At 55.4% G+C, this 21970-nt stretch carries 14 protein-coding genes and 2 pseudogenes; 8 read left to right on the top strand and 8 right to left on the bottom strand.

Features of this window, described 5'->3' with window-relative positions; all coding sequences use genetic code 11:
* The first annotated feature begins 68 nt into the window (after nt 1–68).
* Together ACH3PB_RS19525 and ACH3PB_RS19530 are read left to right on the top strand one after the other, a co-directional pair.
* Complete coding sequence (locus ACH3PB_RS19525; protein WP_416397161.1) at nt 69–3377, top strand: AAA domain-containing protein; 3309 nt, start codon at nt 69–71, stop codon at nt 3375–3377.
* Nucleotides 3378–3551: 174 nt separating this feature from the next.
* The gene (locus ACH3PB_RS19530; protein ID WP_416397162.1) at nt 3552–3917 is read left to right on the top strand and encodes a hypothetical protein; all 366 of its coding nucleotides are present in this window, start codon (nt 3552–3554) and stop codon (nt 3915–3917) included.
* 235 nt (nt 3918–4152) lie between these two features.
* Here the strand turns inward: ACH3PB_RS19530 and ACH3PB_RS19535 are convergent.
* Both ACH3PB_RS19535 and ACH3PB_RS19540 read right to left on the bottom strand, forming a co-directional pair.
* Nucleotides 4153–4409, bottom strand: a pseudogene (locus ACH3PB_RS19535) (Txe/YoeB family addiction module toxin).
* Nucleotides 4405–4656: pseudogene (locus ACH3PB_RS19540) on the bottom strand (type II toxin-antitoxin system Phd/YefM family antitoxin); the annotation flags it as partial. The pseudogenes ACH3PB_RS19535 and ACH3PB_RS19540, both read right to left, overlap by 5 nt.
* A gap of 68 nt (nt 4657–4724) precedes the next feature.
* Here ACH3PB_RS19540 and ACH3PB_RS19545 point away from each other — a divergent pair.
* From ACH3PB_RS19545 to ACH3PB_RS19560, 4 genes are all read left to right on the top strand, one after another.
* Nucleotides 4725–5762 carry a DUF5924 family protein gene (locus ACH3PB_RS19545; protein ID WP_416397163.1) on the top strand — a complete coding sequence of 346 codons (1038 nt, stop codon included), beginning with the start codon at nt 4725–4727 and terminating at the stop codon, nt 5760–5762.
* A 251-nt stretch (nt 5763–6013) separates the two neighbouring features.
* Nucleotides 6014–7369, top strand: a complete 1356-nt coding sequence (locus tag ACH3PB_RS19550; RefSeq protein WP_416397164.1) for a fibro-slime domain-containing protein — start codon at nt 6014–6016, stop codon at nt 7367–7369.
* Nucleotides 7370–7576: 207 nt separating this feature from the next.
* Complete coding sequence (locus ACH3PB_RS19555) at nt 7577–9676, top strand: B12-binding domain-containing radical SAM protein (RefSeq protein WP_416397165.1); 2100 nt, start codon at nt 7577–7579, stop codon at nt 9674–9676.
* Between the two features lie 44 nt (nt 9677–9720).
* Entirely contained in the window at nt 9721–9924 is a 204-nt protein-coding gene (locus ACH3PB_RS19560; protein WP_416397166.1) for a hypothetical protein, read from the top strand.
* Nucleotides 9925–9974: 50 nt separating this feature from the next.
* On the opposite strand, the gene ACH3PB_RS19565 is transcribed toward ACH3PB_RS19560, so the two are convergent.
* Nucleotides 9975–13283: a WD40/YVTN/BNR-like repeat-containing protein gene (locus ACH3PB_RS19565; RefSeq protein WP_416397167.1), complete on the bottom strand. Its 3309-nt coding sequence runs from the start codon at nt 13281–13283 to the stop codon at nt 9975–9977.
* Between the two features lie 400 nt (nt 13284–13683).
* Between ACH3PB_RS19565 and ACH3PB_RS19570 the strand changes: the two genes are divergently transcribed.
* On the top strand, nt 13684–14223 hold the full coding sequence (locus tag ACH3PB_RS19570; RefSeq protein ID WP_416397168.1) for a YaeQ family protein: 540 nt from the start codon (nt 13684–13686) through the stop codon (nt 14221–14223).
* 66 nt (nt 14224–14289) lie between these two features.
* Here ACH3PB_RS19570 and ACH3PB_RS19575 read toward each other — a convergent pair whose 3' ends face one another.
* The 3 genes from ACH3PB_RS19575 to ACH3PB_RS19585 all read right to left on the bottom strand — a co-directional run bounded on the left by ACH3PB_RS19575 (nt 14290) and on the right by ACH3PB_RS19585 (nt 17597).
* The gene (locus ACH3PB_RS19575; RefSeq protein ID WP_416397169.1) at nt 14290–14673 is read right to left on the bottom strand and encodes a hypothetical protein; all 384 of its coding nucleotides are present in this window, start codon (nt 14671–14673) and stop codon (nt 14290–14292) included.
* A 43-nt stretch (nt 14674–14716) separates the two neighbouring features.
* The gene (locus tag ACH3PB_RS19580; RefSeq protein ID WP_416397170.1) at nt 14717–15919 is read right to left on the bottom strand and encodes a hypothetical protein; all 1203 of its coding nucleotides are present in this window, start codon (nt 15917–15919) and stop codon (nt 14717–14719) included.
* Between the two features lie 76 nt (nt 15920–15995).
* On the bottom strand, nt 15996–17597 hold the full coding sequence (locus ACH3PB_RS19585) for a diguanylate cyclase domain-containing protein (protein WP_416397171.1): 1602 nt from the start codon (nt 17595–17597) through the stop codon (nt 15996–15998).
* A gap of 360 nt (nt 17598–17957) precedes the next feature.
* On the opposite strand from ACH3PB_RS19585, the gene ACH3PB_RS19590 reads away from it, so the two are divergent.
* Complete coding sequence (locus ACH3PB_RS19590; RefSeq protein ID WP_416397172.1) at nt 17958–20057, top strand: EAL domain-containing protein; 2100 nt, start codon at nt 17958–17960, stop codon at nt 20055–20057.
* A gap of 12 nt (nt 20058–20069) precedes the next feature.
* Here the strand turns inward: ACH3PB_RS19590 and ACH3PB_RS19595 are convergent, their stop codons facing one another.
* Together ACH3PB_RS19595 and ACH3PB_RS19600 are read right to left on the bottom strand one after the other, a co-directional pair.
* Nucleotides 20070–20933, bottom strand: coding sequence for a crotonase/enoyl-CoA hydratase family protein (locus ACH3PB_RS19595; RefSeq protein WP_416397173.1), 864 nt, complete (start codon nt 20931–20933; stop codon nt 20070–20072).
* Nucleotides 20934–20944: 11 nt separating this feature from the next.
* Nucleotides 20945–21961: an NAD(P)H-dependent flavin oxidoreductase gene (locus ACH3PB_RS19600; protein ID WP_416397174.1), complete on the bottom strand. Its 1017-nt coding sequence runs from the start codon at nt 21959–21961 to the stop codon at nt 20945–20947.
* Nucleotides 21962–21970: the final 9 nt, after the last annotated feature.

The raw sequence follows: 21970 nt of genomic DNA on the forward strand, positions 1-21970 counted from the left end.
GATATTCGATGTCCATGTCGGGGCGCTGACGTCCGTTATCTGTAGACCAATTCAAGGAGAAAAGGGTCTTGAAAGAGCAGGAACGTATCGTCCGATATTGGCATGCAGTCGAGCTATTGCAGCCTCAGTCAGCTCCCAAGATCGAAAAGCGTAGCAATCTGCACCAGGCCTTTCTACACGAGGTCCCCTTGCGTCGCCCGGTGATGCCGTGGACCTCTGGGAGCTTAGTCGCGAGGCAATCGTTGCCAGCTAAAAAGGTCTGGAGTCATACGCTTTATGCCTGCATTTATGACGGTCAGCTCATAGCAGACAAACTCAAGGAAGTCTTTGGCGCTGATGAGGGTTACCGAGAGCCGCCAAAGAACCGAAATTCTGCAATATTTGCTGCAAAATTCTCTGAATCAGGCGTCTATCTCGACAAGAGTTTTGTTCTTTCCAGTGAAACGTGGTTTTTAGGTTGTGTGCTGACTGGTAAGCCATGGACCAGAGGCTTTGAAGAGGCGCAGGAGTTAGCTCGCGATCAGGCCAGCGTCATGCTGGGTGGCGTCGTGGGTAGCGAGGCCTTGCGCAATTTCGTCATGTGGATATTGGAATTCATCGGTGTTGCAGATTTTTTCGCCGACAAGGATGCCTTTCCGCTGCGTTTTCGCTCTCAGCCCGTGAAGAAAGACAAAACTGAGCAGGAGGACGACCCGCTTAACAGCTTTCTACTTAACGATCTTGCTGATGTGGCAGAGGAGCTCGCGCAAGGGGTGATCAGTGAGCCCTTGAGCCGCTACCTGCGCAGAAATCAGCATCAGTCGCACGTCCATATCGATGATGATGCGGCCTCGGAAAAACTTCTACAGTGCTTGCTGCCAGAGAGCTACCCCGGAAGCTGCTGGCCTTCTGAAAAACACTTGGGCCTTGTGCACTCCCAGCAGCTGGCGGTCAATTATGTACTTTCAAACTTCCAGAGCAGCAAGGACCGTAAACAGTCGCTTCTCGGTATTAATGGACCGCCTGGAACGGGTAAGACAACGCTCTTGCGAGACCTTGTAGCGGCCATAGTGACAGCCCGAGCAGATGCTCTTGCCAGCTTTGAGCGAGCCTCAGACGCCTTCGTGCAAAATGGCCGTGAACGTGCCAATGATGGCGGCCGAGAGCAAAGTGTCCACAAACTTAGCGCCACGCTGTATGGCTTCGAAATTATTGTAGCCTCTGCGAACAACGGTGCGGTCGAGAACATCACGCTCGAATTACCACAGCTTGATAAGGTCGACGCACAATGGTTGCCAGAGCTGGAGCATTTTCAGGATGTTGGTGAGTTACTTACCGATGCGCCTGCATGGGGCCTGGTTTCGGGCGCTCTTGGAAGCAAGAGTCGCCGGAATACGTTCGTCAGCCGGTATTTCTTTGGACAGCCCCCTCCCAGGAGAAATGTTAAGGAAACTCCGGAGGAAGATGGCGTAGATGAGGAGAGTGACGATCTCTGGGGGGATGACCTGGAGTCTCTTGCCGATGGCGAAGGCGATGATGAATGGGCTGATGAGATAGAGAAGATACTCGACAACGAAGAGAGTCATCCCCGAGGTATGCTCGGCTGGCTCAATAGCTATGCCAAGTCGAATGCCGACCGATCGTCCAAGGAGCGCGCGGAAATATGGCAACAGGCTGTAAAGGAATATCGGGCTGCAAAATCTGCAGCTCTAGAGGCGCAGCGTGCCGCTGAGCGTATCGACTCATTATTGAAAATGGTCAAGCGCACCAGCCACACAGTTCGCGAGGCCCTCAAAGGACTTCAGGCTCTGGAGCAGAGTTTAGAGCAGGTAGAGCTTGAGCTTATAGCCTTGGATACTGAGAAAGTGCGTCCTGCGAGCGTCCTGCTTAAGGACTCGATTGAGGCTCTAAGACGGCACCAGGCAGCTCAGCCTGGCTTCTGGAAAAAGCTGTTGACGCTCTGGAGCGCTCAGCGGAGCTGGCGCTCAGGACTACGTCTTCTGGAGCAAGAGCAAGAGTTGGCAAATGTGGATTTCAATCGAATCACGCGATCGGTCGATAGATTGTTGGCAAGCAAGGCGTCTCTTACGAGCGACGTCGAAACGCAACAAGGACGACTTCTGGATGCCCAGCGTCGACTCGAAGCTGCGAAGCGCGAGGCCTCGGAGCTGGCACGTGCCTACCGTGCTGATCATCTGCTTGCGTGGCTACAGAGCGGCACCATTGGGCGTGGGGATGACATAGAGCGGGCCGAGCCTTGGTCCATTCCCGGCTGGAGACAGGCTCGTGCACGTGTATTTGTCCAGGCACTCCGCTTACACAAAACTTTCTTCAAGCTGGAGCCAACGCGGCTCAGAACCAACCTCAATACGATCAATGCGCTCATGACCGGGCCTAGATTCAAAAATGTGACGAGTGATGCTATCCGTTCAGCCTGGGCTTCTCTTTTTATGGTAGTGCCGGTACTGAGTAGCACGTTCGCCTCCTTTGCTCGCTCCTTTGGTTCATTTGGAGCTGGGCAGATAGGCTATCTTTTCGTCGACGAGGCCGGACAAGCGACGCCACAGGCCGCCGTTGGCGCTCTGTGGCGAGCGCAGCACGCGCTGTTGGTAGGCGATCCATTGCAGCTCAAGCCTATCGTCACAGTTTCCGATGCAGTACTGGAGCATATGCGTACTCGCTACAAAGTCGATCCTCACTGGCTTCCCAATCGGCAATCGGCGCAGACCTTAGCTGATCAAGCCACTCCATGGGGTCGAATGGCTGGCCCAGCGGGAAGCAAAGTGTGGGTTGGTCTGCCACTGGTGGTTCATCGTCGCTGTGATGAGCCGATGTATCGCCTTTCGAACCGAATAGCCTATGACGGCGCTATGGTTTACGGAACTGTTGCGCCCCTACCAGAGAAAGAAACGCCTGCTAAAATTTCGACCGGCTGGATACAGGTTGAAGGCCGGTCGGACGGTAACTGGGTGCCGGCAGAAGGGAAAGCACTAAAGATCTTAATAGACTGTTTGCACGCTGATGGTGTTAAAGCAGCTGATATACGGGTCATCACGCCCTTCGTAGCGGTATTGAAAAGCCTGAAAAGGATGTTGGGTAAAAAAACTGCCTCCGGCACGATTCATACCATGCAAGGTAAGGAGGCGCAGGTCATCATCCTGGTATTAGGAGGCAACACGGCGTCTTCTGGGGCTCGAGACTGGGCGGTCTCAGAGCCGAACCTCCTGAACGTGGCCGTTACTCGAGCGAAGCGACGTTTATATGTTATTGGTGATCGGAACGATTGGAAATGCAGAGCCCTGTTCTGCGACGTTATGGATTTACTGCCTTTGCAGGAAATTCCTCTTCGAGTAGGCGCGCAACTGGTGAGCCCGAAGGGTGTTGCCGAAAGTGGTTAGGGCGGCCGAAATGTTTGATCGCAGCGTGCTCCTGGAGCGCGGAATGTGCCGCCCAGTTATTTCTCAGTGAAATTGTATCAGCGATCATGACGCGATTACCCCACCTGTCCGTCTAGCATGGAGAAGCTTGCCCGAAGGGCAACCATATTTACTAACAAGATCAAGGATGAGTGTATGCAGAATTTTTTCAGAAAGACGTTCGGCGGACTGTCCCCTCAGTATTACTTCCGGCAGCTGTTCTTCGGCGCACTTTTCCCGGTGCTCATAGTCTGGATTACGCTGGAGGGCAATAAGCCCATCGAGAGTCCTACGATTGTCTTTATGGTCATTTCTACGCTTCTGTACCCATACTCACGATTCGTCTACGAACGCTGCTTTGCTTTCATCGTCGGCAACAACGTTTTTTTTGGTGGTGTGCTATTCATGTTCGTTATGAAGGCGCTGACAATGATGATGTGTTGGTGGCTAGCAATCTTTATTGCCCCCATTGGCATGGCTTATCTCTATTACCATCACAGTAAAATGGCTCGTGAACCTTGATAAGCCGACGTGCAAACGAGCCAGCAACCCTAATCCCCCGCAGGCTTCGCCATGTTGAGGGATAATGATGCGCTGGAAAACAGCTCGCTACGCTGAAGAAATCAAAGCTAATTCGGTACTGGCCTGGGTAGGGAAGAATTCCGGTTAAGTCCATCGCCGCCGCAGAGGTCGGTCGCTTCGTGACGCCGCTGCTAAGGTGGCCATGTCGAAGGCCGCGGTGAGGGTGGCCTTCGGCTTAGTGATAACAGCAATAAATCACGGTTAGAATCATATCGTCAACGGCATAAACAAGCCTGTTCGTCTCGTCTATCCGGCGTGACCAAAAGCCCGCGAGGTTTTCTTTCAGCGGCTCAGGTTTACCGATACCCTCGAATGAATTGCGCTGAACGTCGATGATCAACTTATTGATTCGCTTCAACGTCTTTTTAGCTTGCCCTGCCAATAAACGCAGTCCGACCAGGCTTCCTTCGTCCATGCCAGTATTTCGGTCATCGGTTAAACAATGCGCCTCCGTGCGCCCAGAACGGTATTGCTCTATAGACTTGCTTAGGTGAGCCGCGTTCGCCGGGCCCTTCAAGAGATGGATTGTTCCCATCAAACCATTGAACTGGTCCAGGGACATGACCACTGCATCGTCTCCGTCTCTTCGAGTGATGAATGTGTAATCCGCATCATCGACAACCTGGTCTAAGATGCGCCTCAGCTGAGTCCTTGAACCTGACAAATTGACCACTCTCATGCGAGGCAGTCTATGCTAAACGGGTACCAATCATTCCGCATCGAGATGCCTCCCCCAGTGACACAGCATTGATCAAGCTCAAATCCTTCGTAGTCGGTCTGATCGAGCTGCTCAAGCGCTATCCCGGCCTGATGGCAATATTTGGCTTTGCTTCGGGTGTCGCCAGCTATTTCCTGGTAGAAGGTCGAGCGGCCTTCGCGCAGTTGTTCGCGGTGCTGATGCTGATAGGCTGGATTTGGTTGATCCTTGAAAACTGGCTACGCGCTGGTATTGCCAGGCGATTCGGTATCGACATTCCCCCTGGGGGCATGCGTTACGCCACTCAGATGGTGCAGCAGGAGAGCCTGTTTTTCGCGCTGCCTTTTTTTCTCGTGGTCACCAGCTGGGATCATGGCCAGGCCGTGTTCACCGGACTGCTCGTGATCTGCGCGCTGATATCCGTTATCGACCCGATCTACTACCGCTTACTGGCTCCGCGCAGATCGCTGTTCGTCATCTTTCACGCATTCGCACTGTTCGCAGTCTTGCTGGTGGTCTTGCCTCTTATTCTTCAGCTCACGACCGCACAAAGCCTGCAGTTGGCATTGGTGGTAGCGCTGCTGTTCAGTTTGCCGAGCCTGGGTCGACTGCTACCGACTGATGGCTGGTGGCGATTGCCACTGCTCATCCTGCTGTTGATCGCACTGGCCGCTGGTCTCTGGCAGGCACGTAGCTGGGTGCCGCCTGCCGCACTGCGCCTTACCGATATGACGCTTTCACAGCAGCTTGATCGCGAACAGCGCAAGCCCGAAGCCAGCCTTGTACAGATCGATGCAGCCACCCTGAAACGCGATGGGTTGTATGCCTGGAGCGCCGTGAGTGCGCCTCGTGGACTGCGGGAGAAAATCAGCCATGTCTGGATGCACGAAGGTGTCGTAGTGGATAGCATCACCCTCGACATCAAGGGCGGGCGCAAGAGCGGCTATCGCGCCTGGACCCACAAGCTGAGCTTCCCTGCTGACGTTGTGGGACGCTGGCAGGTGCGCGTGACGACCGAATCAGGGCAGCTCATTGGCCTGACTCGCTTTACTGTTGTGGAGGCAAGGGCGCACACGCGGGGGACCTGAGTATCAAGCGCAGGCCTCCGCCTCAGTGAAGGGTTCGAAAAAGTGACGCAGCTCACATCTTGGTGACAAAGTGCGTCACATTTTGACCCGCTCGAGCAATCAGCGAAAGCGGAGCTGTCGAGCTCAAATAACGCTTCTACCTAATTTTATTGGCTGCGTCTGCCTCTGGCATTCTTTGTGCCCGGCTATTTTGATTAGACGTCTCTCAGATGTCGGTGCTCAAGATGTATGGCTACAAGCCAGGAGTCCTAATGTCGTATCCAAAGCTGTACTCATTACTCGTGCTTTCTGTTGTTTCGATACCAGCCCCCGCCTTCGGTGAAACATACGGTCTTGCAGGCACAGTGAGAGACTTCAAGGAAGCTCATCCTGATTTTCAGTCCTTCAACTGCGGCGTACAGCAGGGGCTGGTGGCCGACCGAATTGGTCTCGATCGCAAGCCTCTCTTCGGTCCGCATGGATACAAGTGTCTTTCTTCTCCTGAAACCTTCGATCAATGGTTCCGGGATGTCGAGGGTGTGAATCTGGCAGCGCCGCTGAGCATTACACTCTCCAATGAGCTAAGCCCAGACACCACTGCGTTCAACTACGCCAGTAGCAGCTTCTTTCCCATCGACCATCGGCTCTTCGGCAACGAAGTGTACGAACACAACTACCATTTCACCTATGAAGTTCATGCTCACTTCACCTACTCGGGCGGGGAAGAGTTTCACTTTACCGGAGCTGACGATGCCTGGCTCTTCATCGATGGTCGCCTGGTCATAGATATCGGTGGCGTGCACGGCGCACTCACGAAATATGTGAATCTTGATCACCTGAATCTTGAGAAAGGCCGCAGCTACGACTTCGATTTTTTCGTCTCCGAGCGCTTCAGGCCGGATTCGCACTTCCGGATCACCACAACTATCAAACTCGAGCAAAGCTCAGCTGAGATTGGAGATGTTGCCGGCTCTGATTCAGGTGCTGATGCCGGGGCTGATTCAGGCGCTGATGCCGGTGGCGACGCCGGGGTTGATACAGGGGCGGATACAGGGGCCGACGTCGATGCCGGCGGGGACAATGGTTCTGCGGATGACAACGCGGAAGATCCTGTTGCAGATACCGACCATGATACTGAGGCAGACCTTACGCCTCTCGCGGTTCCATTCGATCTCAAGCCGGGGGCGTGTCCTAATCCTGTGCAGGTCAAGGGCGGCGGCGTCCTCGCTGTGGCAATACTCGGCACCCCGGGCTTCGACGTTTCGATGGTGGATGTGGATAGTGTGCGCATACTCGGCCTCGCGCCATTGCGCTTTGATTACGACGACGTGGCGACACCTTATGCGCTTCGGGAGGGCAAGGCCGGCTATATGGACTGCCACGAGGACGCAGCTGACGGTCAGCTCGATCTCACCATGAAGTTTGACAAGAAAGCTGTGGTGGAGCGCTTCGGCCCAGTCACTGATGGACAGTCAGTGACCGTGGTGATCGAGGGCAAGCTGTATGATGGCACGGCGTTCGAAGGCGAGGATGTCGCCCTGATTCTGCAGAAGGGGAAAGACAAGGAAAAGGGGAACGAGAAGGAAAAGACAGGCGAGTCAGGCAAGCCCTCAAAGTCTCCGAAATAGCGCTGGCGGGTTAGCGTCAGCACTCGCCACCGCAGTCAGCAGCTCCAGCAGTTGTGACACCAGCCGCGCACTATAGCGCGGCTGGATCCCTTCAACGCCGAAGACCCATCTCGGAAACAGAGAACCCCGTTATTTCCTAAATGATATACTGCCTCGAACAAACGGGAGAACCCTTCCTGTTCTTCTCACGAGTGCGAGACGTTTCCATTGATCAATCCAAGCCAATCTACCCGCCAGACATCCGATAATCGGATTATTCCGATGGTGTCTTCGGAAGATCAGACACCTCGCCTCAAGCTGGACGCGTCGCCAAGGGTGCTCAGCATCATCCCTCCGATGACGCAGCTCAATACACCCTATCCATCAACGGCGTATATCACTGGGTTTTTGCGTTCGCGTGGGGTTGATGCAGTGCAGGATGATCTGGCCCTTGCGCTCGTCCTGCGCATGTTCAGCGCAGCCGGCATCACCGAGTTGTACAAGGCAGTCACGGCGACATCGCTCGCTGGAAGATCGCCGGCTCTGGAGTCCTTCAGCGAACAATTTGATCAGTACCAGGCCACCATCGATCCTGTCGTTGCTTTCTTGCAGGGACGTGATTCAACTCTGGCGCACCGCATTGTCAGCCGCCGTTATCTGCCAGAAGGCCCTCGCTTCGACTCACTGGAGATCTATGTCGATCCCGATGGTGGCGATCCGCTGGGCTGGGCCTTTGGTGCACTGGGCGTTCAGGATCGCGCACGGCATTTCGCTACGCTGTATCTGAATGATCTGGCAGATGTCGTCAGGGAGGCGGTTGATCCGCGCTTTGAATTCGTGCGCTATGCCGAGTCTCTGGCTCAGAGTCAAGCGAGTTTCGAGCCCCTTGCTAAGGCGTTAGTTGCCCCCTTTAACTTGATCGACGAATATCTTGATGAGCTTGTTATCAAGCTACTTGCTCGCCATACAGTTGAAGACCAGGCGCTTGTTGTCCTGCTCTCAGTGCCTTTCCCAGGGTCCGTTTACGCTGCATTTCGTATCGCCCAGACCGTCAAGCGTGTGATGCCAAATGCAATCACTGTGCTGGGCGGTGGCTATGTGAATACGGAGCTGCGCGAACTCGCAGAGCCCCGCGTGTTCGATTACTTCGACTATGTCACGCTGGACGATGGCGAGCAGCCGCTTCTTGCCTTGTTAGAGCACCGCTTCGGCTCACGTCCGCTTGACGGACTACAACGCACTTACTTGCGAGTGGATGACTCGGTTCGTTTCATCAACGCTGGCGATCCCGATGTCCCCTTTGCCCATGTGGGGACGCCCACCTGGGATGGCCTGCCGACTGACAGATATCTGTCGCTGCTCGATATGCTCAACCCCATGCACCGGCTGTGGTCGGACGGGCGCTGGAACAAGCTGACACTGGCGCATGGTTGCTACTGGAAGAAGTGCAGCTTTTGCGATGTCAGTCTCGACTATATCGGACGCTACGAGACCGCAGCGGCCAGCACACTGGCCGATCGCATCGACGCCATCGTGGCCGAGACTGGTGAGACCGGCTTTCATTTTGTGGATGAGGCCGCGCCGCCGAAAACTTTGCGTGCATTGTCGCAGGAATTATTGCAACGCCAACGCACCATCTCTTGGTGGGGCAATGTCCGCTTCGAGAAATCATTCACCCCGGATCTCTGCCAACTGCTGGCCGATAGCGGCTGCATTGCGATCTCGGGTGGACTGGAAGTGGCGTCGGACCGTTTGCTGAAGTTGATGCAGAAGGGCGTGTCAGTCGCTCAGGTGGCCAGGGTTACGAGTGCCTTCACGGATGCAGGTATTCTGGTCCATGCCTACCTGATGTATGGCTTTCCGACTCAGACACTGCAGGAAACGGTTGATGCGCTGGAATATGTGCGCCAGTTGTTTGCCAATGGCTGCATTCAGTCAGGCTTCTTCCATCGCTTTACCTGTACGGTGCATTCGCCGGTCGGTCTATCGCCAGATGATTACGGCATCCAGCTGAAGCCGCTTCCGCCCGGCACCTTCGCCAAAAACGATGTTGGTTTCATCGATCCCACAGGGGTTGACCACGATGTCCTGGGGCAGGCGCTGAACAAGGCGTTGTACAACTACATGTATGGCATCGGCCTGGATGAGGATGTGCGGGTGTGGTTCGCTGAGGTGGTGTCGCAGCGCGAGCAATTACAAGGCGGGTCGAGACGAGGCTCACGGCGCGGCAAGAACTCGCGGAGTGGGCCTGCGCGTAATGCCGTGCCTCGCACGACCGTGCGCCCTGACTTCATCGAGCAGGCGTTGGCAGGCCGCGGTCGTGATTAAACAACAGGTACGAATATTCACTTCAAGCGATGGTCAGGCGCAGCTTGGAAGTGGCATTGGAGCAGGATACGGTGAGGCTAAGTCAGCTGCAGATGAGCCAGCTATTCGATACCAGCCCGCTTACGTTCTTCCAGAATATCTTCCGGAAGGAAGAGCTGAGCGAGGAGGCAACTGCTAAGGAATCCTTAGTAGTTCGCCAGGAGGGCAAGCGGCAGGTTCGTAATCGAGTGACTGAAACGCGTCTGTGATTCGCAACTCCGCCAGCACCCGGCGAACCGGGTACGGTGGATCTGATCGCTCAGTAAGAGCAGTTGACTACTACATTATCTACGTAGTTCGGGTTGGCGTCAGCAGCCGGCATTGTCCCTTCGGCGTTAGACATTACCGAACAAGTACCGCCTGACTCAGGCGGTCCCGCGTAGATTACTTCGATGAAGTAGTCGATCCCTGGAGCAACCCCATTGGGCAGGGTAAAACTTCCATTACCCGCTGAATCGAGAAATCCTGCATCCCCTAGCGAATCCTGGATCGCAACGATATCTCCATCCAGAAGGCCCGAGACAGTCCCGCCCAACGATCCTGGCGCTGTACCTGTACTGCCGGAAGCACAGCTTATAGAAAGGTCTGTCACACCGGTGCTTCCCATGGTTCCTATGCCATTAACGACAGGTTCACAGGTGATTCCGCCTGACGTGGATAAGACTTTGACGTCATAGGTCGTTCCCGGCTGAAGATATTTGCTCTTGAATGAAGGGGATGAGCCGCTCACAGATTCGATGCTGTTCCCGAGGCTGGCGCCGAAGTCGACCTGAATGGACGCATTGTCCGGCAAACCTGTAATCACACCAGATACGCTCGCACCGCTACAGCTCACATCGGAAATAACGCTTGGGTAAGCCGGTGATCCGGATACGCTGCTCAGTGAGCACACCAGTCCGTTGCCGAGCGGTGACAGGGCGAGACTGTAGTTGCCGGTAAAAGCAGCCTCGAAGCTGTAGTTGCCGTTGCTATTCAAAACTTCAAACGAAGTGCCAGCAAGGCTGTCAGTATTGCTAACGGTGACTGTCTCGCCAGAGGGCAGTCCGCTGACGGTGCCCTTGATGGAGTACGATGTGCCTTCAGCTATTTCGCAAGCTATGGCGACCGAGACACTTGGGAATTCTGCCTCTCCTTCGCTACCGTCTACCGAGCATGTGTGACTCAGGGGCAGGTCTGAGACCGAAACGCTGTAGTCGCCGGTAAACGGCAGCGCAAACGCAAAGTCACCATTCTCCGCACTCAGGGTCACGGGCTGAAGGCGGTCGCTGTCCCGCGCAATCACAGTAAGACTCTCGCCGTCAGGCAACCCGGAGATCGAGCCCGATACGACGTACGACGGCAGTGGTTCGCAGGTAATCTGAACGGTTGTGATTGTCGAGGTTTCGTAATTGACGGGCACCTGTCCTGTCCCCGACGCAACGCCGCACTGCAGGCGGGCTGGGGTTGCGCTAAGAACGCGCACCTCGTACAACTGACCAGCATTGACTTGGCGTGGGAAGGTGAACTGACCGTTCGCGATTGCAAGCACGGCGTTGTTGCCGGTAACCAGAGTGACGGATTGATCCGGCGCAAGGCCGCTGATCGTGCCGCCGAGGGTCATTTTTAGCGGCGTAGCGACCGAGCAAGTCATATCGACGTCACTGACTGTGCCGAGTGGCATCGTGCCGGAAGCATTAGTCATCTCACAGGTGACACCTGGGTCGCTTGGCTTTTTCTTGAGCGAGACGGTATAGGGCTGTTTTGGGGCGGCACTGGAAGCGAATTTATACACTCCATTAGCAGACAGTACGAATGTCTCCGCTGTCTTATCGCCGTCCAATGAGGTATACGCCAGCTCTAGTGTGGCCTTTCGGCCGACAGGCAGGCCAGTCACGGTTCCGCCAACACGCTGCTGAGTGTCTTTGTTTTGGACGGCCTGCAGAGTTGGCGGGCAAGGATTCTTGCCGCAAGCCAGCTTGATATTGGGGACAGCGAAGCCTGCCTCTGAAGAGCCCAGCGAGTCATCTATGTGAGCGGCTGCGTCATCGGGCGTAACCATGCTGAATGGTTTATCATTGACGTCCGGGAGCTCCGAGTAGATTTTTTGAAGGCTTTCGGTAAACTTCTCTTCGCTTGCCGTAAAGTCAATATCAATCTTATTCTGGGACAGATCCCACAGCTTTATCTTTCTCACGACACCGTCGGACGACCGGTTACGATCAAGCGTCTGTAGCGCCTGTGCGATACGCAGACCGCGCGAGATCCCTGCCTCATCTGCTGGGTCATCCAGCTGAAGCACATGCACGAGTCCCGCGCACGCCAGCGTGCCAAGTGCCTGATTGCCGAGATAGAACGTGATGCTGCCGTCATTTTCGCAATTAAAGCCGCCGTTGGCGTCCGTAAAGCGCATCGACGCGCTTTTCTCGATCCGCACCTGGTAGAGAGGTATTTCATCCGCTGTAAGGGAGAGGCCGAGGGGGTGGCCAGGAAGAGGGCCGCCAATCCGCGTTCCATAGACGGTCGTTTGGCCGGTCTGCGGAGCAATGACCAGAGTCGATCCGTCGGCTGAAAGACCGCCAAGACCGGATGTAACACCCTCGGCGACAGGCATCCAGCTACGACCGCCATCTTCGGAAATCTTTGACTCGCCGTCACGAAGTGTTAGAAGCAGGCGGCGACCATCGGATGACATCGCGATAGTGCTAGAGAGCAGCTGGAGCGGACCTGCTTCGTTTGGTAAACCGTCTGACCAGGTGGAGCCGCCATCTCTTGAAATGTACGTGGCCGTGTAGGTGGTGGTAAAGATAATCTGTCCGTTATCTGACATTTTAACGTCGATATAACTTTGGTTCGCACCCGCCCTCAGCTGCTTCCACGTGACACCGGCGTCCACCGAAACATAGAGCGCTGCAGGGTTCACGCCCCCTAATTTCGCCGCGCCTGTTGCAATAGCAACGGTCTGGCCATCAGGAGATCCGAAAACGCCGTTCGGGGAGCCAATGTAGTCCGTAGTCGGCACTAACGTCTCCGACCACGAAACGCCGCCATCCAACGACTTCCTGTAGCAGGTGCCGACAACGCCAGACTCCCCCGACCTGGCGGTATAGGAAAAGGCTGCAGAGTAAAGTATGCGACCATCTGCCGAACCCACCACTTTAGGATTCTTACCGCACGAAAAATTCTCTAGCGAACTCCATGAGACTCCACGATCTCTTGATATCAAGCCGGTGTTATCCGCATCAGAGGCGATAACAGTTGACCCATCGTTGGAAACGAAAATGCCTGCAATATCGAAGCTCGCCGTTTTCGCGCTCCAGTTCTTGCCAGAGTCGTCTGAAACGAGCAGGCTATTTGTCCCAGAGTCTTTCAAGACTATAACACTGCCGTCTTTTGACAGGGCGACTTTGGTCGGCACCCTACTGATTTCTCGGTCAGGGCCGTCTCCATCGGGAACAGTCAGTACTGATGATGAGGTGTAGCCGAGCCCTTCTACCGGGGCGTCAAAAAAGATTCCGTCCGGCACCTTTACATTGGACTTTTTCGAGCCGTTATTGTCGCAGCCGGCAAGGGTCGCAACTATGGCTGTCAAGGCAAGGGGCAGAAGTCGGGGGCATAACGATGGAGAAGCAGAAGATGGAGGAGATGACAGCGGCATAAAGTATTCCGTAGATGGAGGTGAAGCGCGGCGATCTAGCAGTTAGCCAATGCTGATCTACGCCTCTTAATGATAGCCGGTGATTAGACGATAGCCATTTCAGACTTTCTGGCGCTGCGCGCACTCGCAGGGCACTGCCAGGCTTAGAAAAATGGGGGAGAGGTACAGACAGTGAATCGCAACGAACCATTAATTGACGAGGAAGGCGAAGCCCACGACTGCAGGTGGCAAAAGGCACTTCCAACCAGCGCTCCAACTGGCCTTCACTGTATCAATAATGAAATCCGAACGTTAAGCTCGCAGCACATTGCCCAGCTCTCACAACAGGAACCCCATGGCCCTCAAAGCGACCATCTTCAAAGTCACGCTCAACATTGCCGATATGGATCGCCATTATTATGCCGATCACCAGATGACGCTGGCGCGGCATCCATCTGAGAACGACGAGCGCATGATGGTGCGGCTTCTGGCATTCGCGCTGAATGCCAGTGAGAGGCTGGAATTTACCAGAGGCCTGAGTAGCAGTGACGAGCCAGACCTGTGGCAAAAAAGTCTGAGCGACGAGATCGAACTCTGGATAGAACTGGGGTTGCCAGATGAGAGCCGCCTGCGCAAAGCCTGCAGCCGTTCAAAGCAGGTCAAGCTGTACACCTACGGCGGTCGCAGTGTGTCGCTCTGGTGGGAAAAGAACCAGGCCAAGCTCGCCCGCTTCAGGAATCTGAGCTGCGTAAACTTCGACCCGGAGGCCACAGAGCAGTTGGCCGGCCTTGCTCAGCGCGCGATGAATTTCCAGGTGACGATTCAGGACGGTGAAGTCACCTTCAGTAATGAGCATGGGCTAGTGGCTTTAATGCCCAGAACTATTGGCGCATAGCTTTGCAACATCGAAATCAGCGCGAGACATGCGCCGTTTCGGTATAGCGACGAGCTGGCAGCGCCCTCACTGCGCAGCGGTATACACCACCTTCAGACTCGCCTGTTCAGGCGGACTCGCCAGATAACTGATGGTGTTCATGTCTGCTGCGAGAAAACGCTCCAGCTCAGTGGCGTCACTGACGTGTTCCAGAGGCAGCATTCTCCCTGCAAACACGAGACGCGCCCAGAATGCGTCGACCTGACGCAAGTCCATCCCGGCAAGATGCTCGAAGAAGTCTGCGCGAATATCACTGCGCTCTCCCCGGTCGTAAATGCGTACGAACTCACCATTCGGCAGCACTTTGCTACGGCCCAGATACAGGTCACGAACGTCCTCACGGGAGAGGTGCTCAACCGGAGCATCTGCATGCATGACCACAAAAATATCAGCTGCGACGCCGTAACTCATGAGAGCGGATAAGAAAAAACTCAGTAATCGTTTCACCGTCACCTCAGAAAATCACATTGACGGAGAGCGACAGAACGTCGACCGTTGAGTCAGCATCCTGTCGACCATCCTCGAATGCCCAGAGCCCATAACCCCTGGCGCTGATCGAGGTGCGATCATACTGCACTTTTACTGCAGTCCGTAGCGCGGGGTCCCACCGCAGGCCAAGGGATGTCGTGTACTGATCGAGGTAGGCCCCGTTCAGAATGCTGGTGGCAATGTCTCTCAAACCTTCGCCGCCTGGCATCATGGACCAGTCAGCCGAGCTGTTCACGAGATCCCTATCGGGCTGGAACGCTGAGTAGACCACGAAGGGGGTGAGGGAGCCGAAACGATGCCCCAGGCTGACATAGCCGGCGTTCCCCGTCGGCATGATCGAAGCCTTACTCTTCAGCTTGGCCAGCTCTATATTGAAGATGCGCAATCCATCGTCGTAGTTGAGGCCCAGTTGATAATAGTCCACGTTGGCACTGAAGGAATCCTCGAACCCCGAGGCAAAGAGGCTGGCTTCTGCACCCACGGGGCCTGGCATGTTGCCAATACCAGCGAACACATCTGTCAGAGCGCGGAACTCGTCGTTCATGCCGGCCGTTCGAAAATGAGCGTAGCTTATCCGGGCTGACCAGTCGCGGTACTCGCCGGTCAACGAGGCAATCGCCAGGTCATCAAATTCCGTCTCAAATTCCTGGCTACCGTCAGGCACCTGGATGACAGGCTTGGTCGAGCCGTACTGAAGCTTGGCGCGCATGTAAACCTGTTGAATTTCAAAGGCCTTGGCCACATCGATGCCGTCAATGGAGTAGGGCACGATCCAGCCGTACATCTCGGTGGGTGGTCGCACCCAGAGGAAGGTGTAGTCGACTCGACGGACGTCGGAGAGCTGAAACATGTCGACCGCTATTCGCCCGGCGCGAATATCGATATCCGGCACGGGGGAGTAGCCCACAAATGCCCATTCGGTGGCCGAATCAAAATCGTATTCAGCCTTATCCGCGACTACCAATTGGGTAGTGGCATGCCATTTGGGGTTGAAGCGATAGGACGCCTGCAAGCCCAATTGGGAATCCGTCAGCAGAGAAAAGTCGCGATCCGGATCCTTGTGTTGGGTATTGTCCCTGAACAGGCCGAGCTCATCTTCGTTTTCATAACTGAAGCCGACAGTAGCAAAGCCAGAGACTTTCAGGCTTGAATCGGCCTGAATGTTCATTGAGGCACAGAGGAGGCAAACGCTCAGGCAATACCTGGCGTATTTCGGTGAGGGGTCAAAACGAATCATCAAGGCTCTATTTATCCGCGTGCTTGGCAAACTGAAAGCTGTTTTTGCCAGTTGATTTAACGAGGTACATGGCGGCGTCCGCCGCTTTAATGAGTTGGTCGAAACCTGGAAAATGGCGGGAGCAGGCGATGCCAATACTGACGCCGACCGATACGTCGCTAGCGCCGTCCATGGGGATGGGTCTGGATACTTCGTCCAGAATCTTCTGGGCGATCCGGCCGACGGCATCGGCGTTCTTTGAGGGCAGGTTGAGGATCACCACAAATTCATCCCCACCGAAACGTCCCACCAGGTCGCTGTCGCTCCGTACGCAGGCCTGCAGACGTTGGGCAATCACCTTCAGAAGCTGATCGCCGGCTGCATGACCGAGTGAATCATTGACAGCCTTGAACCCATCCAGGTCCAGCACCATTGCTGCCAATTCCGACATACCGGCGGCCTGACTACTCGTTCTTTCGAAATACAGCTCGCATCCACGCCGGTTCTGCAGACCAGTGAGCGGATCTTCCTGTGCCATTCTCTGTGCTTTCGAGGCCTCAACGATGCGGGAAGTGACGTCGTACATGACGGCTTCGACAAGCTGCTCGCCTGTGTCCTTATCCCGGCTGCTGGACACGATGCAATGTACCCAGGCGGGAGACCCGTCGGATGATACAAGCTCCAGGTCGGCGCTCGCGGTGCCGCCCTGTTCCCGAACGCTGTCGACGAGTGTCCAGGCTTCGACGGGGCGCCGGAATGCGAGATCGAAGAAGGCTTTTTCCGGGAGCCTTGAACGATCATTGGCGCTGAGCGGAATGATCCGTTCCAACAGCACTGGGTTGTTGTGGAGCAGAACGCCGTTTTCGTCCATCACGACGATGCCGACGTGAGTGGATGCGAAGATATTGCGGTAATGACGATCCAGCTTCTCTACCTTGAGCCGCAGATCACGCTCCGCTTCGAGAGCCTCCCGGGTTATCCCGAGAAACGAATTGACACTGTTGGCCACCAGCCCGATTTCGTCTTGCTGATGGGCAGCACCGACGCGGATGACCTCACTGGAGCCTGGGCGGGCTTGTGAGAGCTGCCTTGCCAGGTCTCGCAGCGGTGCACCGACAAGTCTGTTAGCCGCCAGAATGGACGCGATGGAAAACAGAACCGACAGGCTCACCAGCAGGAGAATGTCGTTCTTCACCGAATCGATGGCGCGCCGCCTGATCAGCGGCTCATTGGCCCAGACCATGAGGCTGCCGATCTTTTCATGCGGCTCGACCGGTGATCTCAGAATATGTTCGGTCAGATGAGTTTCAGGCATCGTCTGGTCCGGTGGAATGCCCTCGGATTCAGCGCTGAAACCCTCTTCACCCAATAGGCGGACGTAACGAATTTCATCATCCAGCATCAGACCGTTCAAAACGTCCTGGGCTATGGTTTCGTTCTGAACATAGGCCGCAATGGAAGCAGATTGAGAGACTGCTTCGACGAGTCGTTCCTGTTGGTCACTCGCGTTACGGGTGTGATTGTTGAAGCTGACATAGCTGATCACGGGTGCAGATAGCACGACGAACGCAAGTGCGCACAAGGCCAGGATTGTGACCAGCTTTTTCTGGACGCTTTGCGTTACTACCATATCGAAGGGGCGACAACTCGGCTGAAGGAAAACGACGCAGCATTGTAGTGATTTTCACCACAAAGCATGCGTCTTAAGTTGTTCCCATTGGTTAAGCTTTGTTTCTGGACTGTACTGCCAGGCAGTATCGCGCTGTATGTCGCGACTTCTACCGCGTTGCCTTCGATGTGGCTGCAACACCAGCGCTGTCAAAGAATTTCAGAAGTCTGCTTCACTACCCCCTTTACCACCAAGAGAGTATAGTAATTTCAAAGGTCTCGGTCCCGGAGCGAACTATAATCCAGGCGCATGTAGAAGACGCTTGAATGCCAATCTGAAATAACCAGAGATCAGGCGGCAAGACCTGAAGGAGACATGCGAATGGAGGTGAAATCCGAACTGTCGCAGGCACTTGTGGAGCATTGCGCTTCTCATGTGGTGGTCATAGATGAATCTGGCAACATTCTCTACGTCAATGCTGCGTGGATACGATTCTCACAGGAGAACAAGGGGCCGCTCGAAGCCTGGGTCGGGCAGAGTTATTTCGACGTCTGCCAGCGATCGATAGAGTCAGGTGACACCTCAGCCGCGCTGGCCTTGCACGGCATCAAGGAAGTTGTTGAAGGCAAGCGCAAGGACTTCACGCTCGAGTATCCCTGCCACAGTCCTGAAGAGCGCCGGTGGTTCCTGCTCAGGGCGCTGCTACTGCCGGAGTCCGGACAGCCTCTGGTGGCCATCTATCACGATCGCTTCATGAGTGAGAGTGAGCTGCGTCAAGCCAAGGAGCGGCTCGCTCTGGCCGCAGACGCCGGACAGATCGGTATCTGGGAGTACGATCTCGAAACGCATAAGCTCAACTGGGACCACTGGATGTACAGGATTTATGGCCTGTCTCCAGGGCAATTCAATGGCGAAAGGCAGCTCTGGCTCAACTGTGTGCACGAGGATGACCGACGCCGGCTCGAATCTGACCTGAAGCAGGCACTGTCCACCCATCAGCCGCTGAATAGCGAATTTCGTATCGTTCGGCCGAGTGGTGAGATTCGTCACCTGGTTAGTCGAGCCCAGGTCTCCTGGGATCAGGCAGGCTTCCCCAGGCATCTGACGGGTATTAGCCTGGACGTTACGGATCTTCGGCAGGCTGAAGAGCAGATGGTGGCGATGGCTTTTCAGGATCCGCTAACCGGTCTCCCGAACCGTATTCTATTTATGGATCGTCTGAGGCAGGCCATCAAGATCAGTCAGCGCGGCCGCAGTTTTGGCGCCCTGTTTTATATCGATCTGGACAACTTCAAGCGCATCAACGATACCTGCGGGCACAATGGCGGCGATGAGCTGCTCAGGGTGATTGCTGCGCGCCTCAAACATGATATGCGCGATGAAGACACCCTGTGTCGTATCGGCGGCGATGAGTTCGTTCTACTGACTCCGGAGCTTTCTCCGGATGATACCCTTGCTGCCAGGCAGGCGAGTCTTCTGGCAGGAAAGATCAATGCTGCGGTGCAGCATCCAATCACCTTGGCAAGGGCCAGGGTCATGATATCCGGAAGTGTGGGTATCGCCCTGGTCGATGGCGCGACTGACAGTGCCGAGACGCTGCTCATGCAGGCCGATCTAGCGATGTACAAGGCCAAGGGCAAGGGACGGAATACCAATCATTTCTATGATGCGCAGCTGCAGAATGAGTCAAGACGGCGGCGCGCGCTGGAGAAAGGCTTGAGAGCCGCGCTCGATCGCGGTGACCAGCTGCAAATCCATTACCAGCCCCAGGTGCTTGAGAATTTGACCATTGTGGGTGCCGAAGCCCTGTTACGGTGGCAGCATCCCGGCTTGGGTCCCGTGCCCCCGGAGGAGTTCATCCCGATTGCGGAGGACTGCGGCTTGATTGAAGAGCTCGGCGACTGGGTCTTCAACCAGACCTGCTCCCAGCTGGCCGCATGGGCCAGACAGCTTTTGCCGATCAAGATTGCCGTCAACCTGAGCGCGCGGCAGTTTCACCAGACCGGCTGCCTGGCAAAAATGCGTAAGAGTATGAAGGCCTGGCATGTCGAGGCTTCCAGCCTGAAGCTCGAGCTGACCGAGTCCATCCTGCTGGAAAACACAGAAGATGCGATTGAGAATATGAAGCAGATGCAGCTCAGTGGTCTGCAACTGGTACTGGACGATTTCGGGACCGGCTACTCCTCATTGAGTTATCTCAAACGGCTTCCCCTGTCGACCTTCAAGATCGACCGGTCATTCGTCCGCGACATTTTGACGAATGCCGATGACGCTGCGATTGCCCAGACCATCATGACCCTGGCTGATGCCATGGGTCTTGACGTGATTGCAGAGGGTGTGGAGACTAAGGCGCAGATGACGTTGCTCAGTGAAATGGGGTGTCACTGTTTTCAGGGCTTTCTGTTTCAACCTGCGCTGCCCGCGGAGGATTTCGAGCGGGTCTTGCGGGATCCAGAGGTTTTGCTGACGGAGATGATTTGAGCGGTGCCTACCTCATTTCCACCAGGGATAAAAGCTCGGCATATCCGTGGAGGACTTCGATGTGAATGCAGGATCCCGCTTTTCGAGAAACGATTTCACGCCTTCCTTACCATCCACCTGGCTGGTGTAGAAAATGGCCAGTGAGTCGACATTATGGGCATCTCTCGGGCTTGGCGCAGCCGAGAGTCTCAGCATCATTTGCCTCGCTAGCGTTATGGCGACCTGTGACTTCCCGGTGATTTTTCGCGCCAGTTCGTAGGCTGCTTCTAGAAGATCCTCTGGGGCATGCACCGAGCGCACGAAACCGGCTTCCTTCGCTGTATCGGCGTCGATGATGTCGCCTGTATACACCCATTCCAGGGCTTGGCTGAGACCGACTATTCGAGGCAGAAACCAGCTTGAACATGCCTCAGGCGTGATTCCGATTTTCTCGAACACAAAGCCTATCCTGGCTTTCTGCGAGGCCAGCCGGATATCCATGGCGGCCAGCATGGTGGCGCCCACGCCGACAGCGGCGCCATTGATCGCCGCAATGACTGGTTTCTTGCACTCGTAGATGCTCAGGTTGACCATGCCGCCCGTGTCGCTGACACCTGGAATGTTGAAGGTATTCTGCATGTCTTCCAAGGTGGGCTGCTGGCTTTCATCAAGACCGAACACATTACCTTCGCGGGTCAGATCCATGCCAGCGCAGAATGCGCGCCCCTTGCCGGTAACAACGATAACGCTCACGTCATCGTCATCACTGGCCCGATTGAAGGCATGAACCAGTTCACCGGCCATTTCTACCGTGAACGCGTTCATCTGCTCCGGGCGGTTCAGGCTCAGGGTCAGGATTTTTTCCTCTACCTTGTATTCCAGCGTCTTGTATTGCATGGCGTAGCCTCTTATTTGCTATGGCGTTCGGTCAGTGTAAACTGCTCGGCACTGCGTTCGTGCTGTTGGTTGACTGCCTGATGATATTCAGCAACCAGGTTGTCGACGAGTTCGCCAGCGCCTTGTACCTGTTCGATGGAGCCCACACCCTGGCCGGCGGACCAGATATCGCGCCAGGCTTTTTTCTCAGTGCCTCTCTCGCTGGTATCCATGTCCAGCTCGCTGCCGAAATCCAACTCCGCTTTGGGGCTGAGGTCGGCCGGATCGATACCCGCGTCTTCAATGCTCTGACGCATGAAGTTGGCGTTCACCCCGGATATCTTCGGCGTATAGACAATGTCTGCGGACTGACTGTCGATCAGCATCTGCTTGTAGTCGTCGGTGACATTGGCTTCTGTGGTGGCCAGGAATCGAGTCCCCATGTATGCGAGGTCTGCGCCCATCATTTCGGCGGCTGCGATGTCTCGCCCATTGGATAAACTGCCTGCCAACAACAGGGTCTTGGTAAAGAACTGTCTGATCTCGGCGATCAATGCAAACGGGCTGGTGGTGCCAGCATGTCCACCAGCGCCGTTGCAGACAGCAATCAGGCCGTCTACGCCGGCGTCCGCTGCTTTTCTGGCATGGCGCGTGTTGACGACATCATGAAAGACGATGCCGCCATACCCATGCACCGCTTCGACTAGGTCAGCCACGGCGCCCAGGGACGTAATGACGAGGGGGACCTTGTGCTTCACACAGATCGCCAGGTCCGCCTGCCAGCGGGGGTTACTCTTGTGGACAATCAGGTTGACGCCGAACGGTGCTGACTTTCTCCCGGTCTCGGCTTCCCAGTCTGACAAGCGCTTCTTGATGTCCAGGAGCCAGGTTTCGAAGCCTTCGCTCGTGCGCTGATTCAGCGCTGGAAAGGTACCCACTGCGCCGGCTTTACAGGCTTCGATCACGAGCTCGGGGTTACTGGCTATGAACATCGGCGAGACGACCAGAGGCAGTCGTAATCGATCTTTGAACTGTACGGGTAGAGTCATAACGATCTC

It is taken from the genome of Allohahella sp. A8, assembly GCF_047946665.1.
Lineage (GTDB): Bacteria > Pseudomonadota > Gammaproteobacteria > Pseudomonadales > Oleiphilaceae > Allohahella.